This window comes from Paraburkholderia sediminicola (assembly GCF_902859805.1).
Classification (GTDB): domain Bacteria; phylum Pseudomonadota; class Gammaproteobacteria; order Burkholderiales; family Burkholderiaceae; genus Paraburkholderia; species Paraburkholderia sediminicola.
This window is the reverse complement of the sequence record NZ_CADIKC010000006.1, coordinates 146,648-173,496: the sequence shown is the minus strand read 5'-3', so window position 1 is coordinate 173,496 and position 26,849 is coordinate 146,648. Positions and strand designations below refer to the sequence as shown.

Genomic DNA, 26,849 nt, shown 5'->3' with positions numbered 1-26,849 from the left:
CCTTCCAGATGTTGATAGCGGGCGCGCTGGCGGATCGCTCAGTCGCCCCACTTCATTCATTTCACTCATTTCGCCTGAGCGGCGGCGCTTCAGCCGTTGAACCCACGGCCCTTGGCCGCCAGCTCCGCGATGCTCGGCGCCAATTGCCACGCATCGCCATTCGGGCGCGACGCATAGCGGCGAATCGCGCGCTCCACGTTGTAGAGGCCGACCGTATCCGCGTACAGCATCGGACCGCCGCGATAGAGCGGGAAGCCGTAGCCGGTCAGATAGACCATGTCGATATCCGACGCCTTCGACGCAATGCCTTCCTCGAGAATCTTCGCGCCTTCATTGACGAGCGCAAACACGAGACGCTCGACGATTTCCTCGTCGCTGATCTTGCGGCGCTCGGCGTTGGCTTCCTTCGAGAACGACGTGATCATCTCGTCGACCACTTTCGACGGATACGCCGTGCGGTCACCCGCCTTGTAGTCGTACCAGCCGCCACCGGTCTTCTGTCCGAAGCGTCCCGTCTCGCACAGACGATCGGCGATCTTCGAGTAGTGCATGTCAGGATGTTCCTGATAGCGGCGCTTGCGGATCGCCCAGCCGATGTCGTTGCCGGCCAGGTCGCTCATGCGGAACGGGCCCATCGCGAAGCCGAACTTCTCGATCGCCTTGTCCACCTGCGCGGGCAATGCGCCTTCTTCGAGCATGAAGAGCGCCTGGCGCACGTACTGCTCGATCATCCGGTTGCCGATGAAGCCGTCGCACACGCCCGAGACCACTGCGGTTTTCTTGATCTTCTTGGCGAGCTTCATGACGGTGGCGAGCACGTCTTTCGCCGTGTCCTTGCCGCGCACCACTTCTAGCAGCTTCATCACGTTGGCCGGGCTGAAGAAGTGCATGCCAACCACGTCTTGCGGACGCTTCGTGAAAGCCGCGATCTTGTCGACGTCCAGCGTCGACGTGTTCGAGGCCAGGATTGCGCCGGACTTCGCCACTTCGTCGAGACGCTTGAACACCTGCTCCTTGACGCCGAGTTCTTCGAACACCGCTTCGACGATCAGGTCGGCGTTTTTCAGGTCGTCATAGGAGAGTGTCGGCGTGATCAAGGCCATGCGCTGCTCCAGCGCTTCGGGCTTGAGCTTGCCTTTCTTGACGGTGGCTTCGTAGTTCTTGCGAATCGTGGCGAGGCCGCGATCGAGCGCTTCCTGTTTGGTTTCCAGCAGCGTGACCGGAATACCCGCGTTGATGAAGTTCATCGCGATGCCGCCGCCCATCGTGCCGGCGCCGATTACGGCCACCTGCTTGATGTCGCGCACCGGCGTATCGGAAGGCACATCGGGAATCTTGCTCGCCGCGCGTTCGCCGAAGAACGCATGACGCAGCGCGTGGCTTTCCGGCGTCTGCACGAGCGCGACAAAGCATTCGCGTTCGAATGCGAGACCCTTGTCGAAACCGTTCTGCACGCCCGCTTCCACGGCATCGATGCACTTCAGCGGCGCCGGGAAATTCTTCGCCATCGCCCCGACGGTATTGCGCGTGAACTGGATGAAACCGGCCGCGTTCGGATGCTCGATCTTGCGGTCACGCACCTTCGGATGCGGGCCCGTTTTCGCGCCGACCTTGCGTGCAAACGCGAGCGCGGCTTCGGCCAGATCGCCTTCCACGACTTCGTCGAACAGGCCTGAATCGGCGAGCTTCTCCGACAGCACGGGCGCACCGGAGACGATCATATTGAGCGCGGCTTCGAGGCCGATTGCGCGCGGCAGACGCTGCGTGCCGCCCGCGCCCGGCAGGATGCCGAGCTTGACTTCCGGCAGCGCGATCTGCGCGCCGGGTGCGGCGATGCGGTAGTGCGCGCCGAGCGCCAGTTCCAGCCCGCCGCCCATCGCGACGCTATGAATCGCGGCGATAACCGGCTTGGCGCTGCCCTCGACGGCCTTGATAACCGTATGGAGCGTCGGCTCCTGGGTCGCCTTCGGCGTATTGAATTCGGTGATGTCGGCGCCGCCCGAGAAGGCTTTGCCGGCGCCCGTCAGCACGATCGCCTTGATGGCCGGATCGTTCTGCGCGCGCTCGATCCCTTCGACGATGCCGGCTCGAGTCGAGAGGCCGAGCCCGTTTACGGGGGGATTGTTCAGCGTGATGACGGCCACGCCGTCATGAGTTGTGTAGTCCACTGCCATCTGCCTGCCTCCGTGCGATGAGGCGGCGCATGACGCGCCGCCTGTCCGGTTGATCGAGTCGGCTCATTGTCCGACTTTAGCGCCGATTTCCCCGGGGTCAGCAGGCAGAATACACAAAAAAGCACGCTCGTTCAATTCTCGTTTGTTTTATTTCTAGGCGGGGTTTCCCCTGGCAAGCGGAGTCAGGGGGCAATCCTTCTCGTCTTCCAGCGCGGACGGCAGGATGTGGTCGCGGAAAATGTCGCGCAGTTTGAGTTTCTGCAGCTTGCCGGTGGCCGTATGCGGCAACTCGTCGACGAAGACGACGTCATCGGGAATCCACCATTTGGCAACTTTGCCGTCGTAGAACGCGAGCAGTTCCTCGCGCGTCACGTCGAAACCCGCCCGCTTGACGACCACCAGCAACGGCCGCTCGGTCCATTTCGGATGCGCGCAGGCAATGCACGCGGCTTCGGCCACCGCCGGATGCGCGATCGCGACGTTCTCGATGTCGATCGAACTAATCCACTCGCCGCCCGACTTGATTACGTCTTTCGAGCGATCCGTGATGTGCAGGAAACTGTCGCGATCGATGGTGGCAACGTCGCCGGTCGGAAACCAGCCGTCCACCAGCGGCGAATCGTCCTTGCGGAAATACCGGTCGATCACCCACGGGCCGCGTACGTGCAGATCGCCGAACGCCACACCGTCCCACGGCAGATCGCTCCCGTCTTCGCCGACGATCTTCATATCGACGCCATACAGCACGTGCCCCTGCTTTTCGAGCAATTTGCGCTGCTCTGCCAGCGGCCGCTGACTCTGCTCCCACGTCAGTTTCGACAAGGTGCCGAGCGGCGACATTTCCGTCATGCCCCATGCATGGATCACCTGTATGCCGTATTCGTCTTCGAAAGCTCGCAGCATGGCCGGCGGACAGGCCGAGCCGCCAATCACCGTGCGGTCCAGCGAAGAGAAACGCACCTTGGCTTCGCGCAGATAGTTGAGCAAGCCGAGCCACACGGTCGGCACGCCGGCCGAATACGTGACGCGCTCGCTTTCCATCAATTCATACAGCGATTTGCCGTCGAGATCCTTGCCGGGAAAGACCAGCTTCGCCCCCGTCAGCGGCGCCGAATGCGGAATGCCCCACGCGTTCACATGGAACATCGGCACGACCGGCAGCACGGAGTCGCGCGCGGACAGGCTCATCGCGTCGGGCAGCGATGCACCGAACGCGTGCAGGACGGTCGAGCGGTGCGAGTACAGCGCGCCTTTCGGATTACCCGTGGTGCCGGACGTATAGCAAAGATAGGATGCCTGCCGTTCGTCGATAGCCGGCCAGTCGTAGTTCCCGTCCTGCGCTTCGACCAAGGTTTCGTAGCTCAGCACCGGCGTTTGCATCGCCGGCAGATGCGCTTCGTCGGCCAGTGCGATCCAGCCGCGCACTTTGGGGCACTGCGGCGCGAGCGCGTCGACGAGCGGTGCGAACGTAGTGTCGAACAGCACGTAAGCGTCGTCGGCGTGGTTGACGATGTAGGCGATCTGATCGGGAAAGAGGCGCGGATTGATGGTGTGACACACGGCGCCGAAGCCTGTCGTGCCGTAATACGCTTCCAGATGCCGGTAGCCGTTCCAGGCCAGCGTGGCCACCCGCTCGCCGGGTTCGACGCCGAGCGCGATCAGCGCCTGCGCCAGCTGCTTCGCGCGCTTTTCGCAGTCGCGATAGGTGTAGCGATGCACGTCGCCTTCAATGCGCCGCGACACGATCTCGGTGTCGCCGAAATGCCGCGCGGCATGCGCGAGCAACGAGGACACGGTGAGCGGCACGTCCATCATCTGGCCAAGCAGCGGCGTCGTCATAAAGAGAGGTCTCCTCGCCTTGTTTGCGTCGTTTGGGTTGTAGCTCGGGGCCGCGTGCACTCCGCTGCGTCGCACGCGGCGCTTCGGTGAGTCCGCAAGGGACGCTCCAGTGGGTCGCGTAACGTACTCTGAAGCGGCGCGGAAGCGCTCCGGCAAGAGACGTCCGCCACGCAGGCGCGTGTCCGGCCAAACATTGGGCTAACAGCTGGCCAGCACCGCCGCGGGCGCGGACTTACAATATCGGTTAATCCAGAGGCGCTCAACATGTCGTTTTCCCCAAGCATTGCAGGGTTATCCGGGCCTTTAGCGGCTCTTTCCGACGCACTGATCACCTCGCCCGAAAGCGCATTCGCGCGGCTCGGCAGCGTGTTTCTGACGCGGCTGCCGGCGGCGCCGCTGAGTGCGCCGTACGTGGTCGGGTTCTCCGAAGAGACCGCCGCGTTGCTCGGTTTAGAGCCTGGGCTCCAGAATGATCCGGGCTTCGCCGAACTGTTTTCAGGCAACGCCACGCGTGAATGGCCTTCCGAAGCGCTGCCGTATGCGTCGGTGTATTCGGGGCATCAGTTCGGCGTGTGGGCGGGCCAGCTCGGCGACGGCCGCGCGCTCGGTCTCGGCGAAGTCGAACACAAAGGCCAGCGCTTTGAGCTGCAACTCAAAGGCGCGGGCCGCACACCCTATTCGCGCATGGGCGACGGCCGCGCCGTACTGCGTTCGTCGATCCGCGAATATCTGTGTTCTGAAGCCATGCATCACCTCGGCATTCCGACCACGCGCGCGCTGTGCGTGATCGGCTCCGACCAGCCGGTGCGCCGCGAGGAAGTCGAGACCGCGGCGGTCGTCACGCGCGTGGCGCCGAGTTTCGTGCGCTTTGGGCACTTCGAGCATTTCTATTCGAACGATCGCGTCGATGCGCTGCGCGCGCTCGCCGACCACGTGATCGAGCGCTTCTATCCGCATTGCCGCGAAACCGACGATCCGTATCTCGCGCTACTGAATGAAGCCGTGAATTCGACCGCCGATCTGATGGTCGAATGGCAAGCCGTGGGCTTCTGCCACGGCGTGATGAATACCGACAACATGTCGATCCTCGGCCTCACGATCGACTACGGCCCGTTCGGTTTCATGGACGGCTTCGACGCCGGCTACATCTGCAATCACTCCGACTCGCAGGGCCGTTACGCGTACAAGATGCAGCCGCAAATTGCGTACTGGAACCTCTTTTGCCTCGCGCAAGGCCTGCTGCCGCTGTTGGGCGTCCGGCATGAAGAAAGCGTGCGCGGGGACAAGGCGATCGAAGACGCGCAGCGCGTGCTCGGCGGCTTCAAGGAGCGGTTCGCGCCGGCGCTGGAAAAACGCATGCGCGCCAAGCTCGGCCTTGAAATCGAGCGCGACGGTGACGACACCCTGATCAACCGCCTGTTCGAAGTAATGCACGCCAACCGTGCGGACTTCACGCTCACTTTCCGCAATCTGGCGCGTATTTCGAAGCACGATGCAAGCAGCGACGCACCGGTGCGCGACCTGTTCCTCGACCGCGCCGCATTCGACGCGTGGGTGAACGACTACCGCGCGCGACTGTCCGAAGAAACACGCGACGACGCCGAGCGCGCCATTGCAATGAACCGTGTGAACCCCAAATTCGTACTTCGCAATCATCTGGCGGAAACAGCGATCCGCCGGGCGAAAGAGAAGGACTTCTCCGAAGTGGAACGCTTGGCAGCCGTCCTGCGCCGCCCGTTCGACGAGCAGCCGGAAAACGAAGCGTATGCGGGGCTGCCGCCGGATTGGGCCAGCTCGCTGGAAGTGAGTTGCTCTTCGTGACGAGCCCCCAGAACAATCTTGAGACAGGAACCCCGACCATGAACAAGCCCGACGACCTCAACACCGGCGCCCCCGCCGTGCAGAAAGACGACGCTGAGTGGCGCAATCAGCTCTCCGACATCGAATACCAGGTGACGCGCCACGCGGCCACCGAGCGTCCCTTCACCGGCCGCTATCACGACCACTGGGACCGCGGCATCTATGACTGCGTCTGCTGCGGCACGCCTCTGTTCGAATCGGACACCAAGTTCGACGCCGGCTGCGGCTGGCCGAGCTACTTCAAGCCGATTAACGGCGAGGTGATCGCCGAGAAAACCGACCGCACGCACGGCATGCTGCGCATCGAAGTGCAGTGCAAGAACTGCGGCGCGCATCTGGGCCACGTGTTCGAAGACGGACCGGCGCCGACCGGTCTGCGTTACTGCATCAATTCGGCTGCGTTACAATTCGAGCCCAAGTAACGCAGCGCGGAGTCCGGCGCCCGTTGAATGATGCGCGACCGGCGTCTGTCATCAGGCGCGCGCCGGCCGCGACACCCTTCAGCCGGCTTGCAGTCCGGTCACCCCAGCGGTCATCCGGCGGTCGACCCGGCGCGGCAATCATGCTACGAACAGCGCAATGCGCCGTTTCCGGCTGCCGCGGCGGGTTTTAGCAGCATCCCTGCCACCGGGCGCCCCGCGCCGCGCCCCCCATTCTCCGACTCTCCAACCCACTCTCCGAATTCCCGACCAGATAATGAAATTCCTGTTCGATCTGTTCCCGATCATCCTGTTCTTCGTCGCCTTCAAGATCTGGGGCATTTTCACGGCGACGGCAGTGGCGATCGTCGCCACGCTGGTGCAGATCGCGTGGGTGGCATTCCGCCACCGCAAGGTCGATCCGATGCTGTGGGTGAGCCTCGGCGTTGTCACCGTGTTCGGCGGCGCGACGCTCGTGCTGCACAACGACACGTTTATCAAATGGAAGCCGACGGTGCTGTACTGGGCGTTTTCGGTCGCGCTGATCGTCTCGCAACTGGCCTTCAACAAGAACCTGATCGAAGCGATGATGGGCAAGCAGATCACGCTGCCGCACGCGATCTGGGGCAAGCTGAACATCGTCTGGGCGATTTTCTTCGTGCTGCTGGGGCTGGTGAACCTGTTCGTCGCGTACAACTACACGACCGATCAATGGGTCAATTTCAAGCTGTTCGGCGCCACCGGGTGCCTGGTGGTATTCATCGTCGGACAGAGTTTGTGGCTGTCGAAGTATATGAAGGAAGAATGACATGACGAGCGATGTATTCATGCACGCCACCACCGCCGAGCGCGCCGCGCTGATCGAGGCGCGTCTTACCGCGGCGCTCGCGCCGGTCGCCTCGATCCGGATCACGGATGACAGCGCGCAGCACGCGGGCCACGCTGGTGCGTCCGCCGGCGGTCATTTCTCTGTCACGATCGTGGCTGCCGCATTCGCCGGGAAAGCCCGCGTGGCGCGGCATCGCATGGTGTATGATGCGCTGGCCGATGCCATGCAGCGCGGCATTCACGCCCTTGCAATCACGGCGTATACGCCCGAAGAATTTGCTTTGTTGCCCCGCTAGGAAACCTTTCGATGACCTTGAAGAAAACCCGCCTTTGGGTATTGCTGGCTGCGTTTGCGGCCGCACCTGCATTCGCACAGAACATCGCCGTCGTGAACGGCACGCCGATTCCGAAAGCACGCGCTGACGCGCTGATCGATCAACTGGTTCATCAAGGCCAGCAAAACACGCCGCAACTGCAAATGGCCGTGCGCGAAGAGCTGGTGAACCGCGAAATCCTGATGCAGGAAGCGCTGCGCCGTGGCTTGCCGAATCGTCCGGACATCAAGGCGCAAATCGCGGTTGCACAGCAAACCGTCGTGCTGCGCGCGCTGATCGAAGACTTCGTGAAGAACAACACGCCGACCGACGCTGAAGTCACCGCACGCTACAACGCGCTGATCAAGGACGCGGGCGGCAAGGAATATCACCTGCACCACATCCTGGTCGACAACGAACAGCAAGCGAAAGACCTGATCGCCAAGATCAAGGCCGGCGCGAGCTTCGAAGACCTCGCCAAGCAATTCTCGAAGGACCCGGGATCGGGCAAGAACGGCGGCGACCTGGACTGGTCGGACCCGAAGGCCTACGTGCCTGAATTCGCGGACGCGGCCACGCATCTGCAGAAAGGCCAGATGACCGACACGCCGGTGCACACGCAATTCGGCTGGCACATCATCCGTGTCGACGACGTGCGCAACATCACGCCGCCGCCGCTGGAGCAAGTGCGTCCGCAGATCGTGCAGCAGATCCAGCAGGAAAAGCTGCAGGCGTTCGAAGAAGGCCTGCGTAAGAACGCGAAGATTCAGTAAGCGGCTTTGCGCTGCTGCTTTGGAATAAAAAAACCGCCCTCGGGCGGTTTTTTTATTGCTGCGGGTTATGCATTGCTTCGTCTCTGCTAAAGCGAAGGAGCCGCCGCGACGAGCGGCGGCCCTCATCGCATCATCAACCCAGCCAGCGACGTGCGTTCTGGAACACGCGCAACCACGGGCTCGCGTCCGTGCTGCCCTCGCCCCAACCTTCCGGATGCCAGCTCATCTGCACCGCGCGATGCACGCGCTCGGTGTGCGGCATCAGCACGCTGAAGCGGCCATCCGGCGTCGTGACCGACGTAATGCCGTCCGGCGAACCGTTCGGGTTGAACGGATACTGCTCCGTTGCCTGCCCACGGTGATCGACGAAACGCATCGCCACCGCCACCTTCGACGCATCGCCTTGCTGCGAGAAGTCCGCGTAACCTTCGCCGTGGGCAATCGCCACCGGAATACGCGAGCCTTCCATGCCGGCGAAGAAGATCGACGGTGAAGCCTGCACTTCCACCAGCGAGAAGCGCGCTTCGAATTTCTCCGACTTGTTGCGCGTGAACTTCGGCCAGGCTTCAGCGCCCGGGATCATCGACGCGAGGCTGCTCATCATCTGGCAGCCGTTGCAGATGCCCAGCGCAAACGTATCTTCGCGGCCGAAGAACGCAGCGAACATATCGGCGAGTTGCGCGTTGAAGCGAATCGCCTTCGCCCAGCCCTCACCGGCACCCAGCGTGTCGCCGTATGAGAAGCCGCCGCACGCCACCGCACCGGCGAAATCCGCCAGGTTGGCGCGGCCGGCCAGCAGGTCGCTCATGTGTACGTCGTGTGCGTCGAAGCCGGCGCGGTCGAATGCATACGCCGTTTCCAGGTGCGAGTTCACGCCCTGCTCACGCAGGATTGCCACACGCGGACGTGCACCCTTGCCGATGAACGGCGCAGCCACGTCTTCAGAAGGATCGAACGTGAGAACCGGCGAGATGCCCGGATCGGCTGCATCGGAAAGCGCGTCGTATTCGGCATCGGCACAAGCCGGGTTGTCGCGCAGACGCGAAATACGCCAGCTCACTTCGCTCCACGCGCGATGCAATTCGGTACGCGGTGCGTCGTAGATCTTCTTCGCGTCGCGATAAATTTCGATCGTGTCACGATCGTTGATCTTGCCGATCACATGCGAGCACGCCGACAGACCGTGTTCGCGCAATGCGCCCAGCACCGAATCGCGGTCTGCTGCGCGCACCTGAATCACGGCGCCGAGTTCCTCGGTGAAGAGCGCGCGGATCGTGCGGTCTTCACGACGGCCGCTGGTCTGCTTCGCCCAGTCTTTCGCGTCGCCGTAATCGGATTCGTGGTTCGGATCGAGCACCAGCATGTCGACGTTCAACGACACGCCGACGTGACCCGCAAACGCCATTTCGCAAACCGTCGCCCACAAGCCGCCGTCCGAGCGGTCGTGGTACGCGAGCAGCTTGCCGTCGCTATTGAGCGACTGGATCGCGGTGAAGAAACGCTTCAGATCTTCCGGATCGTCGACGTCCGGCACCGTATCGCCGACCTGCTGCGTGACTTGCGCGAGGATACTGCCGCCCAGACGATGCTTGGCGCGGCCAAGGTCGATCGCGATCAGCACGGAGTCGCCCACACCATCCGTTCCGTTCGCGCTGCGCAGTTGCGGCGTGAGGTGCTTGCGCACGTCTTCGACCGGCGCGAATGCCGAGATGATCAGCGAGACCGGCGCGACCACTTCCTTGGCCACGCCACGGTCTTCCCACTTGGTGCGCATGGACAGCGAATCCTTGCCCACCGGAATGCTGATGCCGAGCGCCGGGCACAGCTCCATGCCGATGGCTTTGACCGTGTCGTACAGCGCGGCGTCTTCGCCCGCTGCGCCGCATGCGGCCATCCAGTTTGCCGACAGCTTGAGCTTGTCGAGCGACGCAATCGGCGCCGCCGCGATGTTGGTGACCGCCTCGCCGACCGCCATGCGGCCCGACGCCGGCGCGTTGATCACGGCGAGCGGCGTACGCTCGGCCATGGTCATCGCTTCGCCGCGGAAGCCCGCGTAGTCCATCGTCGTGATAGCGACGTCAGCCACCGGCACTTGCCACGGCCCGACCATCTGATCGCGCGCGGTCGTGCCGCCCACCGAGCGGTCGCCGATCGTGATCAGGAACGACTTGCTGGCAACCGTAGGGTGACGCAGCACGCTGACCGCGACTTCCGACAACGCGATGCCGGTGACATCCACCGGCTCGAGCTTCTGTTCGACGCGCTTCACGTCGCGATGCATGCGCGGCGCCTTGCCGAGCAGTACTTCCATCGGCATGTCGACCGGTTCGTGCGCGGCGTCCTTGTTCGATTCGGAATCGATCACCTTCAGCTGACGTTCGGCCGTAGCCGTGCCGACCACCGCGAACGGGCAGCGCTCGCGCTCACACATAGCCTGGAAAGCCGGCAGATCGGCGGGCGCAATCGCGAGGACGTAACGCTCCTGCGCCTCGTTCGACCAGATTTCGCGCGGCGACAAACCGCTCTCTTCCAGCTGGATCTTGCGCAGATCGAAGATCGCGCCCTTGCTGGCGCCGTCCACCACTTCCGGGAACGCGTTCGACAGGCCGCCCGCACCCACGTCGTGAATGCTCAGAATCGGGTTCTTCTCGCCGAGCTGCCAGCACGCGTTAATCACTTCCTGCGCACGGCGCTCGATCTCCGGATTGCCGCGCTGGACCGAGTCGAAATCGAGTTCGGCCGTGTTGGTGCCGGTCGCCATCGAGCTGGCGGCGCCGCCGCCCATGCCGATGCGCATTCCCGGGCCGCCGATCTGGATCAGGAGCGAGCCTTCCGGCAGATCGTGCTTGTGCGTGTGCTGGTCCGAAATATTGCCGATGCCGCCGGCGATCATGATCGGCTTGTGATAGCCGCGCACCAGACCCGCAACGTTCTGCTCGTACGCGCGGAAATAGCCGCCCAGATTCGGCCGGCCGAATTCGTTGTTGAACGCGGCGCCGCCGAGCGGGCCATCGATCATGATTTGCAGCGGCGACGCGATGCGGTCAGGACGACCATAGGCTTCGTGCTTGTCGTCCGGATTGCGATGCGCGAGCGGCTGCGCGGCGTCACGGGCGTTTTCCCATGCTTCGACGCCGTCCGGCAATTCCAGGTTCGACACCGTGAAGCCCGCCAGACCCGCCTTCGGACGCGCGCCGCGGCCCGTCGCGCCTTCGTCGCGGATTTCACCGCCCGCGCCCGTGGATGCGCCCGGAAACGGCGAGATTGCGGTTGGGTGGTTGTGCGTCTCCACCTTCATCAAGGTGTGCGTCAGTTCGACGTTGCGGCGGTAGTGTTCGGGCAGCGAGCCAGCTTCCGCCGGCGTGCGCGGGAACCAGCGCTCAGCCACGCCGCCCGCCATGATCGCCGAGTTGTCCGAATACGCGACGATCGTGCCTTGCGGGTTCAGCTTCTCGGTGTTGCGGATCATGTTGAACAGCGAGATGTCCTGCTTCTCGCCGTCGATCGTCCAATCCGCATTGAAAATCTTGTGGCGGCAGTGTTCGCTGTTGGCCTGCGCGAACATCATCAGTTCGACGTCGGTCGGGTTGCGGCCGAGTTTCGTGAAGGCGTCGACGAGGTAGTCGATTTCGTCGTCGGCGAGCGCGAGGCCCAGTTCCGTGTTCGCCACTTCCAGCGCGCCGCGGCCGTTGCTCAACACGTCGACGGTTTGCAGCGGCTTGGCCGGCAGTTCGTCGAACAGATGCAGCGCGTGATCGCGCGAGGGCGACACGCTTTCGGTCATGCGATCGTGCAGCGCTGCGGCGACGGCCGCGCGAGCGTCGTCGGAGAGCGCCTTCTTGCCGCCCAGCAGGCCGCTTTTCAGCGTGACCGTGTATTCGACGCCGCGCTCGATACGGCGCACCTGCGTGAGACCGCAGAGGTGAGCAATATCGGTTGCCTTGCTGGCCCACGGCGACACCGTGCCGAAGCGCGGCACCACGAGGAAGGTTTCGGCCGCGCCGCGCTCTTTGGTTTCTTCGAGCGGATCGCCGTAGTGCATCAGCGCTTCGATCTTCGCGTTGTCTTCCGCGGACAGCGGATTTTGCGCATTGACGAAGTGCAGATACTGCCCGCGCACGCCGGTGATGTTGGCGTCGATGCGCGTAAGCGTCTCGAGCAGGCGGGTTTGACGGAAATCGGAAAGGGCCGAAGCGCCGGGGAAACACGAGAAGTGGGCCATGGACTTGACGTTGCGTCGCTAATGATGCCGATGAGTGATGCCGATGAGTCGCGCGTGAAGGCGACGTGAGGCGGAAAGGAAGTCCGAGATTATACCCCGGGAACGGCCTTCCAACGGGCTTCTCACCAGGGTTTTGGCGGGGTCTGCGTGGCCGGTCTGGCGTTTTGACTGCTATCATTCGCCCTTTCACCAGATCGGCGCGAGCAGCCTGAGCAATCCCGGGCAGTGCGCCGCATGCCACGCCTAACGGGAACGCGGCGTTTCGGCGTCCCGCCGGCAAATCGAATCAGATCATGGATGTCATCGTCATTGGCGGCGGGATTGTGGGCGTCGCCACCGCTTATCAACTGCGCGCGGCCGGTCACCGGGTATGCGTCGTCGAGCGCCACGCAACCGTTGCGCAAGGCGCGACCTACGGGCACGGCGGCACCGTGCTGCCAACCCCGCTCGACGTCTGGTTCGGCCCGACTTTCATGGCGAGCCGTCAGGCCGCCAAAAACGGCGTGATCAGCAAGACCGGCTTTAACGGGCCGGTGCGCCAGTTCGTCAAGCAGCTGACCGCTTTGCAGGAGCCGGAGGCGTTCAGCCGCCAGTACGCGCGGCTGCGTCCATTGATTGAAGCATCGCGCGAAGCGATGGCGGATATCGAAGCACGTTTCGGGCTCGAATTCGAACAGGCGAGCGGCCTGCTCTACCTGGTGCGTTCCGCGCAGGAATGGCAACAGACCCAGACCGCGCTTGATCTGCTGCGCCAATACGAAGTCCCGCACCATGTGCTCACGCCGGCCGAATGCGCCGCGTTCGAGCATTCCGTGCGGACCGAGCCGGAATTCGCCGGTGGCGTGCTGTTCGACCATGAGCGCACGGCCAACTGCCCGCTTTTCGCGAAACTGATCAAGCAGACCCTCGATACGCAAGGCGGCGTGCAATTCATGCTGGGCTGCGAAGTCTCGGCGATCCGCCTCGAGGGTCAGCGCCCCGCGGTGGAACTGGCGCCGCGGCCGGGCATGGCTTCGCGTTCGCGCGAAGTCGACGTGATCAATGCCGACGCTATCGTCGTGGCTGCCGGTTACGGCAGTCTGCCGCTGCTCGAACGCCTTGGGCTACGGCTGCCGTTGCATCCGCTGCGCCTGCATAACCTGGTGGCGCCGATCGCGCATGAAGAATGCGCGCCGCATGTCGCGATTGTCGACGCCGTCAAGCGGATTACGGTCAGCCGCATGAATCATCGCCTGCGGATTGCAGGCGGCGCGGTTTTGCAAAGCGCCGGGCAGGTCGACAAGCCGCTCGGCGAAACGTTGACAAAGGAAGCGCTGGCGCTGCTTGGCCAGGCGACGCACGACTGGATTCCGGGCGCTGCCCGGATCTCCGCGGCTTTGCCGTGGGAAGGCGTAAAACTGCTGTCACCGGACGGTTTGCCGGTGGTCGGCAATGCGCTTCATCCGCGTCTGTTCGTGAATGCCGGGCACGGGCCGGCCGGTTGGGGTCTGGCATGCGGAGCGGGCAAACTGATCGCCGACCTGATCTCGGACAAGACCCCCGACGTTCCCGCGGACACGCTGGCTGCACTGCGCGCGGACCGATTCCAGTAAACGGCGCGGCGGGAGCGTATCGGCACTACCATAGTGGCTCCCAACGCTTCCTCACCTTGCCCAAGGTGAACTCCAAGCCTCGCCATGACAGTGCCCGAATCCACGCTCCCGACGCTAATCAGCCCGCATAACCGGGCGTTGCCGCTGCTCTCGCTGACCGATCTGCGCATCCTTGAAACCCAGGCCGCGGCGGCACTGCCTCAGCACACCTTGATGTCTCGCGCCGGCAAAGCAGCCGCGAGCTATCTGCAAGAGCTGATCACCCGCGACACATCGATCGAAAAATCGAAGCACAAGGTATGGGTCATAGCCGGCCCGGGCAACAACGGCGGTGACGCATTGATCGTGGCCGCGGAACTGCACAGGGCAGGCATCGCCGTGGACCTTTGCATGCCGCTTGAGGTCAAGCCGGACGACGCCCGCTGGGCGCTCGACACCGCCCGCGCGGCAGGCGTAGCCATGACGTCGACACCGCCGGCATCGCTGGAAAGCTATACATGGCTGGTGGACGGCATGTTCGGTATCGGTCTGACCCGCCCTCTGGAAGGCGTCTTTGCCGCCATCGCCCGCCAGCTTTCACAACGCACGAAAGCAAAGTCCAGACGAGGCGGCGTGCTGGCGCTCGATACGCCAAGCGGCCTCGACAGCGACACCGGCACGGTCGTCGGTGAGAAACAGAACCAGGGCGAAAACCAGAACGACGGTGCCGCAGTCCACGCCACCCACACGATCACCTTCATCGGGGCAAAGCCCGGCCTCTTCACCGCGCAGGGGCGCGATCTTGCCGGCACGGTAACGGTGGCGCCGATCGGCATTGACAGCACCAGCCGCACGGCCGTGCAACTCAACGCGCCGGATCTGTTCGCCGACTTCCTGCCGCCGCGCGATTTCGCCACCAACAAGGGCACTTTCGGCAGCCTCGCCGTGGTCGGCGGCGACACCGGCATGTGCGGCGCGCCGATCCTCGCCTCGCGCGCGGCGCTCTACACCGGCGCCGGCAAAGTGCATGTTGCCTTGCTCGGCGACGGCGCCCCGCCCTACGATCCGCCGCATCCCGAACTGATGCTGCATGCGATCGACAATCTGCCGCTCGACAAAATGGACGCGCTCGCCGTCGGTTGCGGCATGGGTCAGCGCGACATCGCCACGCGTGTCATGCACGACGTGCTGCAGCTCGACGTACCCAAACTGTTCGACGCAGATGCACTCAATCTGATTTCAACCGACCCATCGCTCGCGGCCGAAGTCACCGCGCGCGGCGTACAAGGCGATCCTTGCGTGCTCACGCCGCATCCGCTGGAAGCCGCGCGCCTGCTTGGCACGGATGCGCGAGGCGTGCAACGCGACCGCCTCGCCGCCGCGCGGGCACTGGCTGCGCGCTTTGCCGCGGTGGTCGTGCTGAAAGGCACGGGCACGGTTATCGCCGCGCCGGACGGCCGCGTCGCGATCAATCCAACCGGCAATGCCGCCCTCGCAACAGGCGGCACCGGCGACGTGCTCGGCGGCATCATCGGCGCACTGCTCGCCCAGCATCTGCCGCGTTACGAAGCCACGCTGGCGGGCGTCTATCTGCACGGCCTCGCCGCGGACACGCTGAGCGCGCAAGGCCACGGCCCAGCCGGTTTGACGGCGGGCGAACTCGCCCCGATGGTGCGGACGCTGCTCAACCGTATGTTCTATCCGGCAACGGGTGCATGAATCCGCGGGTGAATGAAGCGCCCCATGCAGCGCCTCAAACGGGGCGTCCTGAACGTGACGCCTCATCCCACAGTTTGCATGGGACGCCCAAACCGCTGCCACCCGTCACACAAGGCCGTTATACTGATTGACCGCGCCGCGCGTCGGATTCATCGCGGGTTACGGCGAAATTTCGGTGGGCCGTCCGATCTCCGGGCGGGCTTGCGAAGTTTCCCCGCAACCCACTACGAACCCCACCGCTCGGCATCGCTCTAACAGCATCGTTGCATCATCCTCGGCAGCGCTTCACGCGCGCGCCTTTCTTCGTGCCCCTTCGTTAGACGGACGCTATGACGCAGAACTCGCTCCCCTCCTGGTCCTCGCTGCAAACGCATTACGAGAAGATTCGCGATGCGCACATGCGCGACTGGTTCGCCCCCGAGAACGATCCCGCCCCTACCCGTGCTGAGCGCTTTGCGTTCGCGGGCGGCGGTCTCGTGGCCGATTTTTCGAAGAACCGCATCACCGACGAAACCCTGAAACTGCTGGTGCAACTCGCGCGCGAAGCCGGCGTCGAGAAGCGCCGCGACGCGATGTTCGCGGGCGAAGTCGTCAATCCGACCGAAGGCCGTGCCGCCTTGCACACCGCGCTGCGCGCCACTGATCCGAAGGCGCCGTTCCATGCGGAAATCCAGGCGGAGCGCGCGAAGATGGCCGCGTTCGCCGACAAGGTCCGCAGCGGCGAGTGGACCGGCTATACCGGCAAGCGCATTCGCTACGTCGTGAACATCGGCATCGGCGGCTCGGACCTCGGGCCGAAGATGGTCGTGCACGCACTGCATCATCTGGCCACGCCGGAGATCACCACGCACTTCGTGTCGAACGTGGATGGTGCGGATCTGTACAACGTGATGCAGCAGATCGATCCCGAAGAGACGCTCGCGATCATCGTCTCCAAGACTTTCACCACACTCGAAACGATGACCAATGCGCGCTCGCTGCGCGACTGGTTCATCGAGAAAGGCTGCCCGGAGAGTGCGCTGGCGAAGCACTTTGTCGGCGTGTCGGCGAACCCGGCCGAGGTAGTCAAGTTCGGTATCGCGAAAGAGAATGTGTTCGAGATGTGGGACTGGGTCGGCGGGCGTTATTCGCTGTGGTCGGCCGTGGGTTTGTCGATCATGATCGCGATCGGTCCGAAACAGTTCGACGAACTGCTGGCCGGCGCGAACGAGATGGACCAGCATTTCCGCGACGCACCGCTTGAGAAGAATCTGCCGGTGCTGCTCGGCATGATCGGCATCTGGTATCGCAACTTCTTCGGCTCGCAAAGCTACCTGGTCGCGCCGTATTCGGAAGCGCTGCATTTCCTGCCGTCGTACCTGCAGCAGCTCGAAATGGAGAGCAACGGCAAGTCGGCGCGCCTCGATGGCGTGATGGTCGACTATCCGACCTCCGCCGTGACCTGGGGCGAACCGGGCACGAACGGTCAGCATGCGTTTTTCCAGATGCTGCATCAGGGCCCGACGATCGTGCCGATCGACTTCGTCGCCGTGTTGACGCCGGAGCATCCGCTCGTCAGCCATCATCCGAAGCTGCTCGCGAACTGTTTCGCGCAAAGCGAAGCGCTGATGCTCGGCCGCACGCTCGAGGAAGCGAAGAAGGTTGCCGGTGCGGACAAGCCGGAACTCGCGCCGCATCTGGTGTTTCCGGGCAACCGTCCGACGAGCACATTGCTGGTCGATGCACTCACCGCGCGTTCGCTCGGCGCATTGATCGCGCTGTACGAGCACAAGGTGCTGGTGCAGGCCTCGGTGTGGAACATCAACCCGTTCGATCAGTGGGGTGTCGAGTTGGGCAAGATCCTCGGCAAGGTGGTCGAGGCGGATCTGACGTCGGCAAGCGTCGATGAGAAGAAGCATGACTCGTCGACATCGGCGTTGATCGCGCGGGCGCGTGCTGCGTTGAAGCGATGAGCGTGAGCGGCGCGCTTGCCCGTGCCGCCTACGCCGATTGCTCACGCACGCGTGCTTAGCGGCGTTGCGTTGTCGAGTTGCATGAGATGTAAAAGCAAAGCGGGCCCCTGTGGCCCGCTTTGCTTTATTCGAACGCGTGACGATTGACGCCTGGCTGGCAGGGTTCTCTCAGGCCAGACGTCCCGCTTCGATGGTCACCGTCGTATCGCAGCGGCGCGCCAACTCGACGTCGTGCGTGACGAGGATCAACGTGGCGCCGTTCGCACGGTTCATTTCGAACATCAGATCGATCACCGCGTGACCGGTGGCTGCATCGAGACTGCCCGTCGGCTCGTCGGCGAAGAGAATCGCCGGATGGGTGACAAAGGCACGCGCGAGCGCGACCCGCTGCTGTTCGCCACCGGACAGCAGCTTCGGATAGTGCGCAGTGCGCTTGGCGAGTCCCACCTGCTCCAGCAATCCGCGCGCACGCGCCGCAGCCTCACGCGTACCGATGCCGCCTTGCAATTCGAGCGGAAGCGTGACGTTTTCGAGCGCCGTCAAATGCGGCATCAGTTGAAACGACTGGAACACGAAACCGACCGAGCCGCTGCGCAACGCGGCGCGCTCGTCTTCGTCCAGTTCGGTGAGCTCGCGGCCGAGCAGCCGAACCGAGCCCGAGCTTGCGCTGTCCAATCCTGCGAGCAAGCCGAGCAGCGTAGACTTGCCCGACCCGGATGCACCGACGATCGCCACACTGCTGCCGGCATCGATAGCAAGATCGATGTCCTCGAGAATCGTCAGTTCGCCTGTTGCATCCTTAACCTTCTTGCACAAACCCCGCACTTCAATGACTGGATCAGTTTTGTTTAGCATGGTGAAGCGTAGGTTGAAAGTGCGCGCCGTAGCGACGGCGCTGACTACCGCATTCGGCCCGGCCGTGCTGGCCGCAACCCTGTTTTCGCTGCCCTTCCCAGCCTATGCGGCCAACCCGCCCGAACAGGCCAAGCCGGTGATCGTCGTGCTCGGCGACAGCATCTCGGCCGAATACGGCTTGCCCCGCGACACTGGCTGGGTTGCCTTGATGCGCCAGCGCCTCACCGATGAGCGAATCGATTATAGCGTCGCCAACGCGAGCATCAGCGGCGACACCACGAGCGGCGGCCGGGCCCGCTTGCCGGCGCTCCTGCAGCGGCTCAAGCCGAGCATCGTGATCGTCGAACTCGGCGCCAACGACGCGTTGCGCGGCGTGCCGCTCGCAACAACCGAAGACAACCTGCGCACGATCATCGAACAGGCTCAACAAGGCCACGCGAAGGTCGTACTGATCGGCATGTACGTACCACCCAATTACGGCCCCGACTACACGCAAAAGTTCCACGGCCTGTACGGCGAACTCTCGAAGCAATTGCGCGTGCCGTTGGTGCCTTTCCTGCTAGCCGGCATCGCCGACAAACCGGAAATGTTTCAGGCGGATCAGATCCATCCCACGCAGCAGGCACAGCCAGTGCTACTCAACAACGTGTGGCCGGCTATCAAGCCACTCCTTCGCACAAGTTCGCCGCACTGAAAAGCTCGCTAACAACTTGTTTCCGGTAATTGGGGAGCGCGGATCGGCAAGATCGCTCCAACTTTCGTAATCCCGCGCAACCCGGCTCGATTCTGAGCGACTTCTGAGGAGATAACGTGAAATATTTACCGTTAATCGCTTTGACCGTGGCAATTTCTGCATGCGCCGCTCAACCGCCGGCAGGTGTCCAATCCGTGGGCCAAAGCCAGCAGCCGCCGAAGGCCGTCGCAACGTGCATCGCGCAAAAATGGGCCGATAGTTCGCAACAGCAGGTCGTGGCGCAAGACACCATGGCTAACGATCAGGCAATGGATGTCTATGTGCCGGGCCAACAGCCGCCTAACGGCGCAGCCGCCGTCGTACGGCCCTCCTACAGCGGCCCGGGCTCATGGGTCGGCTTCCGCGCCAATGGCGCGGCGGGCAGCGACGCCACCAGTTCGATCAGCGCTTGCCTCTAGGCGGCTGACGGCATAGCAAGCCGCGCTCCGAGCGCGGACCGTTTGACGCGCTTGCACGCGTCAAATGAAAAAGCCCCGCATTTGCGGGGCTTTTTTGTGGTTGCGCGCTTTACCTGCTTGCGCGCTCACGCTCGTGTTTGTTCGTGTTTGCTTGGGTCTATTCGCCGCTCGCCTGCGCATTGCTGCTGTCGAGCGAGCCGTAGAACTTCACCTTCGAACGGGCACGCACCGCTTCAACGTAAGCCTCCGCGTCGGATTGCGCATCGACCTGCGCAATCTGTTGCTGCGCAGCAGCCAGACGCTGCGGATCGATCGGTGCGCTTGCAACGACCGCGTTCACGCGATAGATCGCATAACCGTCGTCGCCGAGGTCCACGCCAACGTACGCAGGTAACTTTTGCGCGTCGGCCTTGTAGATTGCACTCAATGCAACCGGCGGCACGCCTTGCGCGTCGTTGCGCGAAACCTTCAGCGGCGACGAGAAGCCCGCCGTGGACTTCGACTTGTCGAAGTCTGCCAGCTTCGCAATGCCGTCCTTGTGAGCGGCCTCGTTCGACTGCACGGCGATCACTTTCTGACGCACGGCGTCCTTGACGGCGTCGAGCGCCGGCACGGCTGCAGCCTTGTAATCGGTCACGTGCGCCGCGATCAGCGCGTTGCCGCCGACGTCGATCGCTTGCGTGTTGTTGCGCGCGGTAGTCGCGTCGCTTGCGAACACGGCAGCCAAAAACTTCGCGTTATTCAGCGGGCTGTCAGGTGGCAGCTTCGGATCCGGCTGCGGCGTGACCGTGGCCGTTTGCAGTTGCAGCTTGTACTTGTCGGCAGCGGGCTGCAGGCTCTTCGCCTTCTCGTAGACGATCGACGTGAAGCCTTCCGAGTCGTCGCTGAATGCCTTGCTCGCCAGTTGCGTTTTCAGGTCTTTTGCGATCTGGTCTTTCACTTCGTCGAACGGCTTGGTGACGGCCGGCTTCACGTCCGTGACCTTGACGATGTGATAGCCGAAGTCGGTCTGCACGATGCCGCTGACTTCGTCTTTCTTGAGACCGAACACAGCGTCGTCGAATGCCTGGCCGCCAGCGATCATGCCGCGACCGAAGTACCCCAGATCACCACCCTTCGAGGCCGAACCCGGATCCTGCGAATTCTGCTGCGCGATCTGCGCGAACTGGTCCGGATGCGCCTTGACCTGTGCGAGCACCTCATCGGCCTTCTGCTTTGCCTTGGCCTTGTCAGCCGCGCTTGCATCTTTCGGCGCGGCGATCAGGATGTGGCTCGCGCGCACCTGACCGTCCGTGCGGTAATGCGCGATGTTGTCGTCGTAGTACTTTTTCAGATCGGCATCGCTCGGCTGCACGGCAGCGGACAACGTTGCCGGCGACATCACAAGGTACTGGATCGTTGCCGTGGCGGGCGTGGCGAAGTCGTTACGATGCGCGTCGTAATAGGCCTGAAGTTGCGCGTCCGTGGGCTGCACCTTCGCTGCATAGTCGCGCGGATGGAACGCAATACCCTGCACTTCGCGCTGCTGTTCGGCGAGCTCAGTGAGATGCTGTGCGAGCGTCTTCGACGTAAAGGCGCTGCCTTGAATGCTTGCCGGCAACTGCTGTGTGGCAATGCTGTAGCGCACGCGTTCGTCGTATTGATCAGGCGTCATGCCCTGCATCGCGAGCAACTGCTTGTAGCGATCGACGTCGATCGAGCCGTCAGGATTCTTCAGCGACGAGATCACCGGATCGTTCAGCAGCACACGGCGCACGGCGTCGTCAGACGCGGTCAGATGCAGGCGCTGTGTTTCATCGGCCAGCACGCGCTGCTCGATCAGACCGTCGAGCATTTCGCTACGGCGCGCAGGCGTATCAAACGACTTCATGTCGAACTGCGCACCGAGCATTTGACGGGCGCGGTCGAGTTGCTGACGCATCGCGTCGTCATACTCTGCGCGAGTAATCTTGTGGCCGTTGACGCTGGCGACGTTTGCACTTTCGTCAAAGAAGCCGCGGAAGCCTTGAATACCCACAAAACCCAACCCCGGCACAATGACGAGGATGAGCATGAACATCATCAGGCGTTTGTGATTGCGGAAAAAATCGAGCATGCGTGAGGGAGTGCCAAAAACAGAACGCCCGATCTTACAACAGCGGGCAATAAAAAAGGCGAACCGGAGTTCGCCTTTCGTGGATACTGGCGGAGTGGACGGGACTCGAACCCGCGACCCCCGGCGTGACAGGCCGGTATTCTAACCGACTGAACTACCACTCCTTATACTGCACTGTACTAAACAGAACCACTTTGCCGAATCTGAAACTGGTGGGTGCTGAGAGGCTCGAACTCCCGACCTACGCCTTGTAAGGGCGCCGCTCTACCAACTGAGCTAAGCACCCGTTTCGCGATTCAGCGTGCTCCTGCTTTTGCTGCCTGATTGATCAACTTGCGTATCAACTAGTGCGACGCCAAGTTACACAGATCACGCAGGATTCGTCGCACTTCTTTCTAACGAACCTGCAATTCCTCAAGCAGCAAGCCCATTAGTTTAGCGCATCCTTCAGAGCTTTGCCAGGCCTAAATTTAGGGACCTTCGCTGCCTTGATCTTGATGGCGGCGCCGGTACGCGGATTGCGTCCCGTACGCGCGGTACGCTTGCCCACGGCAAAGGTACCGAAACCCACCAGCGTCACCGAACCACCCTTCTTCAACGTACCTTTGACCCCACCGATCACCGCGTCGAGTGCGCGGCCTGCCGCGGCTTTCGAAATATCGGCTTGCTGCGCAATGTGATCGATCAATTCCGTCTTATTCATTCCAACCCCCGAGAATGTTTGTGGCAATCGTGACGGCGCTCTGTAGCGCCTGGCATCACGTGGCCGGCGGGTAACGCCGAGCCGACTCATTAGAATTGGCCGAAACCCTTGTGTCAAGCGGGGTTGAGCCTGATTTAAGCGCTTCTGGAGGGTGGCCTCTGTCACCAGATCTTGCTATGGATCGATGCACGCACAACCAGTCGCCGGCTCAGAACGTCCTTTACTCAAAAAGTGGGATTGCTTGTGTTCCAAGCGTGATTTCATGCATCTCGCAGGCAATAAAAAACCCGCGACCGAGGCCGCGGGTTTTTGTACAGCAAACAGCTTTCGCTACTGACCAGCTTAGTGCTTCACGACTTCTGTTGCACCGGCGTCTTTGCCCGGTTCAGCCGCCGCGACAGGCGTAGCGGGCTTAGGCTCTTCTTCCGGCAACGCCTGCGGCACACGTTCGAGCGCCAGTTCGAGCACTCTGTCGATCCAGCGGACCGGCATGATTTCGATGGCGTTCTTCACGTTGTCCGGAATCTCCGTCAAGTCCTTGACGTTTTCTTCCGGAATCAGCACCAGCTTGATACCGCCGCGATGCGCTGCCAGCAGTTTTTCCTTCAGGCCGCCGATCGGCAGGACTTCGCCACGCAACGTGATTTCGCCCGTCATCGCGACATCGGCACGAACCGGAATACCGGTCAACACCGACACCAATGCGGTCGTCATCGCGATACCGGCTGACGGACCGTCCTTCGGCGTCGCGCCTTCCGGCACGTGAATGTGAATATCCTGCTTCTCGAACGCTTCGTCCTTGATACCCAGACGGCGCGAACGCGAGCGGACCACCGAGCGCGCAGCTTCGACCGATTCCTTCATCACGTCGCCGAGCGAGCCCGTGCGAATCACATTGCCCTTACCCGGCATCACCGCGGCTTCGATGGTCAGCAGATCGCCGCCCACTTCCGTCCACGCAAGACCCGTGACCTGGCCAACCTGATTTTCCTTCGCGGCCAGACCGAAGTCGTACTTGCGCACGCCGAGGAACGTATCGATATTGCTGCCGTCGACCGTCACCGCGCCTTCCGCCTTCTTCAGCAGAAGCATCTTCACGACCTTGCGGCAGATCTTCGAAATTTCACGTTCGAGCGAACGAACGCCCGCTTCACGCGTGTAGTAACGAATGATGTCGCGGATCGCGGTTTCCGTTACATCGACCTCGCCATCCTTGAGGCCGTTGTTCTTCTTCTGCTTTGGCAAAAGATAACGTTGCGCGATGCTGACCTTCTCGTCTTCCGTATAACCCGATAGACGAATCACTTCCATCCGGTCGAGCAGCGGCGGCGGAATGTTCAGCGAGTTCGACGTTGCCACGAACATCACGTCCGACAGATCGAAGTCGACTTCGACGTAGTGATCGGCGAACGTATGGTTCTGTTCCGGATCGAGCACTTCCAGCAGAGCCGAGGACGGATCGCCGCGGAAATCCTGGCCCATCTTGTCGACTTCGTCGAGCAGGAAGAGCGGATTGCGCACGCCGACCTTGGTCAGGCTTTGCAGAATCTTGCCGGGCATCGAACCGATGTACGTACGACGGTGACCGCGAATCTCGGCTTCGTCGCGCACGCCGCCGAGCGCCATACGCACGAACTTGCGGTTCGTAGCGCGAGCGATCGACTGACCCAGCGACGTCTTACCGACACCCGGGGGCCCAACGAGGCACAGGATCGGCGCTTTGACCTTGTCGACACGTTGCTGAACAGCGAGATACTCGAGAATGCGTTCCTTCACTTTCTCGAGACCGAAGTGGTCTTCGTCGAGCACGCGTTCCGCATTCGAGAGGTCGTTGTTGACCTTGCTCTTCTTGCGCCACGGCAAGCCGATCAGCGTATCAATGTAGTTACGCACAACGGTCGCCTCAGCCGACATCGGCGACATCAGCTTGAGCTTCTTCAGCTCGGCGTCGGCCTTCTTCTTGGCTTCCTTCGGCATGCGGGCAGCCGTGATGCGCTTCTCGAGTTCCTCGAGATCCGCACCTTCTTCGCCTTCGCCCAGTTCCTTCTGGATCGCCTTGACCTGTTCGTTCAGGTAGTACTCGCGCTGGCTCTTCTCCATCTGGCGCTTCACACGCCCACGGATGCGCTTTTCGACCTGCAGGATGTCGATCTCGGCTTCGAGTTGCGCGAGCAGATGCTCGAGGCGCTCGATCACCGGGAACATTTCGAGGATGTGCTGCTTCTGGTCGAGCTTGAGCGGCAGATGCGCCGCGATCGTATCGGCCAGGCGGCCAGCCTCGTCGATGCCCGACAGCGACGTCAGGATCTCCGGCGGGATCTTCTTGTTCAGCTTCACATACTGGTCGAACTGCGACACGATCGCGCGGCGCAGCGCTTCAGTTTCAGCGCTGTCGGCGTGGTCGGGTTCGAGCGGCATGACTTCGCACGAGAACTGCGTTTCCTGTTCTTCGATGGAAAGCGTTTTCGCGCGCTGCAAGCCTTCGACGAGCACCTTAACGGTGCCATCGGGCAGCTTCAGCATTTGCAGGATGTTGGCGATACACCCTACTTCGTACATGTCCTTTTCGGTCGGCTCATCTTTCGCAGCCGTTTTCTGGGCGACGAGCATGATGTGCTTGCCGCCTTCCATCGCTGCTTCGAGAGCCTTGATCGACTTCGGGCGGCCTACGAAGAGCGGAATCACCATGTGCGGGAAGACGACTACGTCACGCAGCGGGAGCAGCGGGAGCGTAATGCGTTCCGGCGGAAGGAGTTGGGTTCCTGACATTTCATTTCCCCATGAGTGGAATCAGTTCGTTCGATAGGTGAGGCCAGCAGAAAAGATTGCAAGCCTCCGCGTGTGGGAAAAGTTCAGTGACTCCGAAGGTTCAGTGACTCCATAGTGAAAACAACCATCCTGACCACACGATAAACGAAAAAAGCCGTTCACGTTGCCATGAACGGCTTTTTTTGCAGAACCCGAAAGCCGATCAGTTCGAACCCGCCACTTTGGGCGCGTCTTCGTAGATCAGCAGGGGTTTCCCGTCGCCGTCAATCACGTTGTCGTCGATGATGACCTTGCTAACACCTTTCATCTGCGGCAAATCGTACATGACATCAAGCAACGCCTGTTCCAGGATGGAACGCAGGCCGCGAGCGCCCGTCTTGCGACGGATCGCCTTACGTGCAACGGCCTGCAACGCAGCCGGGCGAATTTCGAGCTCGACGCGTTCCATATTGAACAGCTTGTGGTATTGCTTCACCAGAGCATTCTTCGGTTCGACGAGGATCTTCATCAACGCGACTTCGTCGAGTTTGCCGAGCGTAGCCACCACCGGCAGACGACCGATCAGTTCAGGAATCAGGCCGAACTTGATCAGATCTTCCGGCTCCACTTCGCGCAGCACTTCGCCGGCGTCGCGGTCCTGCTTGCTCTTCACGCTTGCGCCGAAGCCGATACCGGTCTTCTCGGTACGGTCGACAATGACTTTCTCGAGGCCGTCGAATGCGCCACCGCAAATAAACAGAATATTGGTGGTGTCGACCTGAATGAAGTCCTGATTCGGATGCTTACGGCCACCTTGCGGCGGCACCGACGCCATCGTGCCTTCAACCAGCTTTAGCAGTGCCTGTTGCACGCCTTCGCCCGACACGTCGCGGGTGATCGACGGGTTGTCGGACTTGCGACTGATCTTGTCGATTTCGTCGATGTAGACAATGCCGCGCTGGGCCTTGTCGACTTCGTAATTGCAATTCTGCAGCAGCTTCTGAATGATGTTCTCGACGTCTTCGCCGACATAGCCGGCTTCCGTCAGTGTCGTTGCATCTGCAATGACGAACGGGACGTTCAGAAGGCGTGCGAGCGTCTGCGCGAGCAAAGTCTTGCCGGAGCCGGTCGGGCCGATCAGCAGAATGTTGCTCTTGGACAGCTCGATCTCATCCTTCTTGTCGAGATGCTTGAGGCGCTTGTAGTGGTTGTACACCGCAACCGCGAGAATCTTCTTCGCGCGTTCCTGACCGATCACGTACTGGTCGAGGATTTCACGGATTTCCTGCGGACTCGGCAGATCGGACTTGGACAAGCCCGCCTCGATGCCCGCACCTGCAGCCTCATCACGAATGATCTCGTTGCACAGGTCGATACATTCATCACAGATGAACACCGACGGGCCGGCAATCAGTTTTTTGACTTCATGCTGGCTCTTGCCGCAGAACGAGCAATACAACAGCTTTTCGCTGTTAGAACCTTTCTTGTCCGCCATAGATGTGTGAGCCTCCGGACACTCGATTACATGATACGCCGTTTGCCCCAGCCTCGCAGTTTGGGCGCGGCAGGGCTTGAGCCAAGGTGACGGCGTTTGCCGCAGGCACTCGGACGAGTCTTGATTATTT

The 26,849-nt window shown here is 62.1% G+C and carries 18 protein-coding genes and 2 tRNA genes; 10 read left to right on the top strand and 10 right to left on the bottom strand.

Translation table 11 applies throughout. The annotated features are described in order from the left end of the window. Positions 1 to 89: 89 nt before the first annotated feature. Entirely contained in the window at positions 90 to 2,174 is a 2,085-nt protein-coding gene (locus R8871_RS21735) for a 3-hydroxyacyl-CoA dehydrogenase NAD-binding domain-containing protein (RefSeq protein ID WP_175052303.1), read from the bottom strand. Positions 2,175 to 2,327: 153 nt separating this feature from the next. After that, positions 2,328 to 4,013, bottom strand: coding sequence for a 3-(methylthio)propionyl-CoA ligase (locus R8871_RS21730; protein ID WP_175052302.1), 1,686 nt, complete (start codon positions 4,011 to 4,013; stop codon positions 2,328 to 2,330). Between the two features lie 264 nt (positions 4,014 to 4,277). On the opposite strand from R8871_RS21730, the gene R8871_RS21725 reads away from it, so the two are divergent. From R8871_RS21725 to R8871_RS21705, 5 genes are all read left to right on the top strand, one after another. Further along, positions 4,278 to 5,834 (top strand): protein adenylyltransferase SelO, encoded by a 1,557-nt coding sequence (locus R8871_RS21725; RefSeq protein ID WP_175052301.1) that lies wholly within the window; start codon positions 4,278 to 4,280, stop codon positions 5,832 to 5,834. A 38-nt stretch (positions 5,835 to 5,872) separates the two neighbouring features. Then, entirely contained in the window at positions 5,873 to 6,295 is a 423-nt protein-coding gene (msrB, locus tag R8871_RS21720; RefSeq protein ID WP_093633779.1) for a peptide-methionine (R)-S-oxide reductase MsrB, read from the top strand. 274 nt (positions 6,296 to 6,569) lie between these two features. Continuing rightward, positions 6,570 to 7,100 carry a septation protein A gene (locus R8871_RS21715; protein ID WP_054042677.1) on the top strand — a complete coding sequence of 177 codons (531 nt, stop codon included), beginning with the start codon at positions 6,570 to 6,572 and terminating at the stop codon, positions 7,098 to 7,100. A gap of 1 nt (position 7,101) precedes the next feature. Then, positions 7,102 to 7,416: a BolA family protein gene (locus R8871_RS21710; protein WP_054042675.1), complete on the top strand. Its 315-nt coding sequence runs from the start codon at positions 7,102 to 7,104 to the stop codon at positions 7,414 to 7,416. Between the two features lie 11 nt (positions 7,417 to 7,427). Continuing rightward, positions 7,428 to 8,207: a peptidylprolyl isomerase gene (locus R8871_RS21705; protein ID WP_054042673.1), complete on the top strand. Its 780-nt coding sequence runs from the start codon at positions 7,428 to 7,430 to the stop codon at positions 8,205 to 8,207. Positions 8,208 to 8,340: 133 nt separating this feature from the next. On the opposite strand, the gene purL is transcribed toward R8871_RS21705, so the two are convergent. Next, entirely contained in the window at positions 8,341 to 12,429 is a 4,089-nt protein-coding gene (purL, locus tag R8871_RS21700) for a phosphoribosylformylglycinamidine synthase (RefSeq protein ID WP_175052300.1), read from the bottom strand. A 293-nt stretch (positions 12,430 to 12,722) separates the two neighbouring features. Here purL and R8871_RS21695 point away from each other — a divergent pair, with 293 nt between their 5' ends. The 3 genes from R8871_RS21695 to pgi all read left to right on the top strand — a co-directional run bounded on the left by R8871_RS21695 (position 12,723) and on the right by pgi (position 17,671). Continuing rightward, a complete protein-coding gene (locus tag R8871_RS21695; protein ID WP_175052299.1) occupies positions 12,723 to 14,021 on the top strand; it encodes an FAD-dependent oxidoreductase in 1,299 nt (432 codons plus the stop codon). 84 nt (positions 14,022 to 14,105) lie between these two features. Further along, positions 14,106 to 15,719, top strand: a complete 1,614-nt coding sequence (locus R8871_RS21690) for an NAD(P)H-hydrate dehydratase (protein WP_175052298.1) — start codon at positions 14,106 to 14,108, stop codon at positions 15,717 to 15,719. 329 nt (positions 15,720 to 16,048) lie between these two features. After that, on the top strand, positions 16,049 to 17,671 hold the full coding sequence (gene pgi / locus R8871_RS21685) for a glucose-6-phosphate isomerase (RefSeq protein ID WP_175052297.1): 1,623 nt from the start codon (positions 16,049 to 16,051) through the stop codon (positions 17,669 to 17,671). 168 nt (positions 17,672 to 17,839) lie between these two features. Here the strand turns inward: pgi and R8871_RS21680 are convergent, their stop codons facing one another. Beyond that, a complete protein-coding gene (locus R8871_RS21680; protein ID WP_175052296.1) occupies positions 17,840 to 18,526 on the bottom strand; it encodes an ABC transporter ATP-binding protein in 687 nt (228 codons plus the stop codon). On the opposite strand from R8871_RS21680, the gene R8871_RS21675 reads away from it, so the two are divergent. Both R8871_RS21675 and R8871_RS21670 read left to right on the top strand, forming a co-directional pair. Continuing rightward, positions 18,525 to 19,220 carry an arylesterase gene (locus R8871_RS21675; protein WP_175052295.1) on the top strand — a complete coding sequence of 232 codons (696 nt, stop codon included), beginning with the start codon at positions 18,525 to 18,527 and terminating at the stop codon, positions 19,218 to 19,220. The genes R8871_RS21680 and R8871_RS21675 overlap by 2 nt on opposite strands. 116 nt (positions 19,221 to 19,336) lie before the next feature. Then, positions 19,337 to 19,678, top strand: a complete 342-nt coding sequence (locus tag R8871_RS21670; protein WP_175052294.1) for a hypothetical protein — start codon at positions 19,337 to 19,339, stop codon at positions 19,676 to 19,678. Positions 19,679 to 19,835: 157 nt separating this feature from the next. Here the strand turns inward: R8871_RS21670 and R8871_RS21665 are convergent, their stop codons facing one another. The 6 genes from R8871_RS21665 to clpX form a co-directional block, all read right to left on the bottom strand. Beyond that, complete coding sequence (locus tag R8871_RS21665) at positions 19,836 to 21,773, bottom strand: SurA N-terminal domain-containing protein (RefSeq protein ID WP_175052293.1); 1,938 nt, start codon at positions 21,771 to 21,773, stop codon at positions 19,836 to 19,838. A gap of 87 nt (positions 21,774 to 21,860) precedes the next feature. Continuing rightward, positions 21,861 to 21,937 (bottom strand) — tRNA-Asp (locus R8871_RS21660). Positions 21,938 to 21,983: 46 nt separating this feature from the next. Continuing rightward, positions 21,984 to 22,059, bottom strand: a tRNA-Val gene (locus R8871_RS21655). A 144-nt stretch (positions 22,060 to 22,203) separates the two neighbouring features. Further along, the gene (locus R8871_RS21650) at positions 22,204 to 22,566 is read right to left on the bottom strand and encodes an HU family DNA-binding protein (protein WP_266210673.1); all 363 of its coding nucleotides are present in this window, start codon (positions 22,564 to 22,566) and stop codon (positions 22,204 to 22,206) included. A gap of 252 nt (positions 22,567 to 22,818) precedes the next feature. Then, positions 22,819 to 25,245 (bottom strand): endopeptidase La, encoded by a 2,427-nt coding sequence (gene lon / locus R8871_RS21645; protein WP_175052292.1) that lies wholly within the window; start codon positions 25,243 to 25,245, stop codon positions 22,819 to 22,821. 202 nt (positions 25,246 to 25,447) lie between these two features. Next, positions 25,448 to 26,719 carry an ATP-dependent Clp protease ATP-binding subunit ClpX gene (clpX, locus tag R8871_RS21640; RefSeq protein ID WP_007182009.1) on the bottom strand — a complete coding sequence of 424 codons (1,272 nt, stop codon included), beginning with the start codon at positions 26,717 to 26,719 and terminating at the stop codon, positions 25,448 to 25,450. Positions 26,720 to 26,849 lie beyond the last annotated feature (130 nt).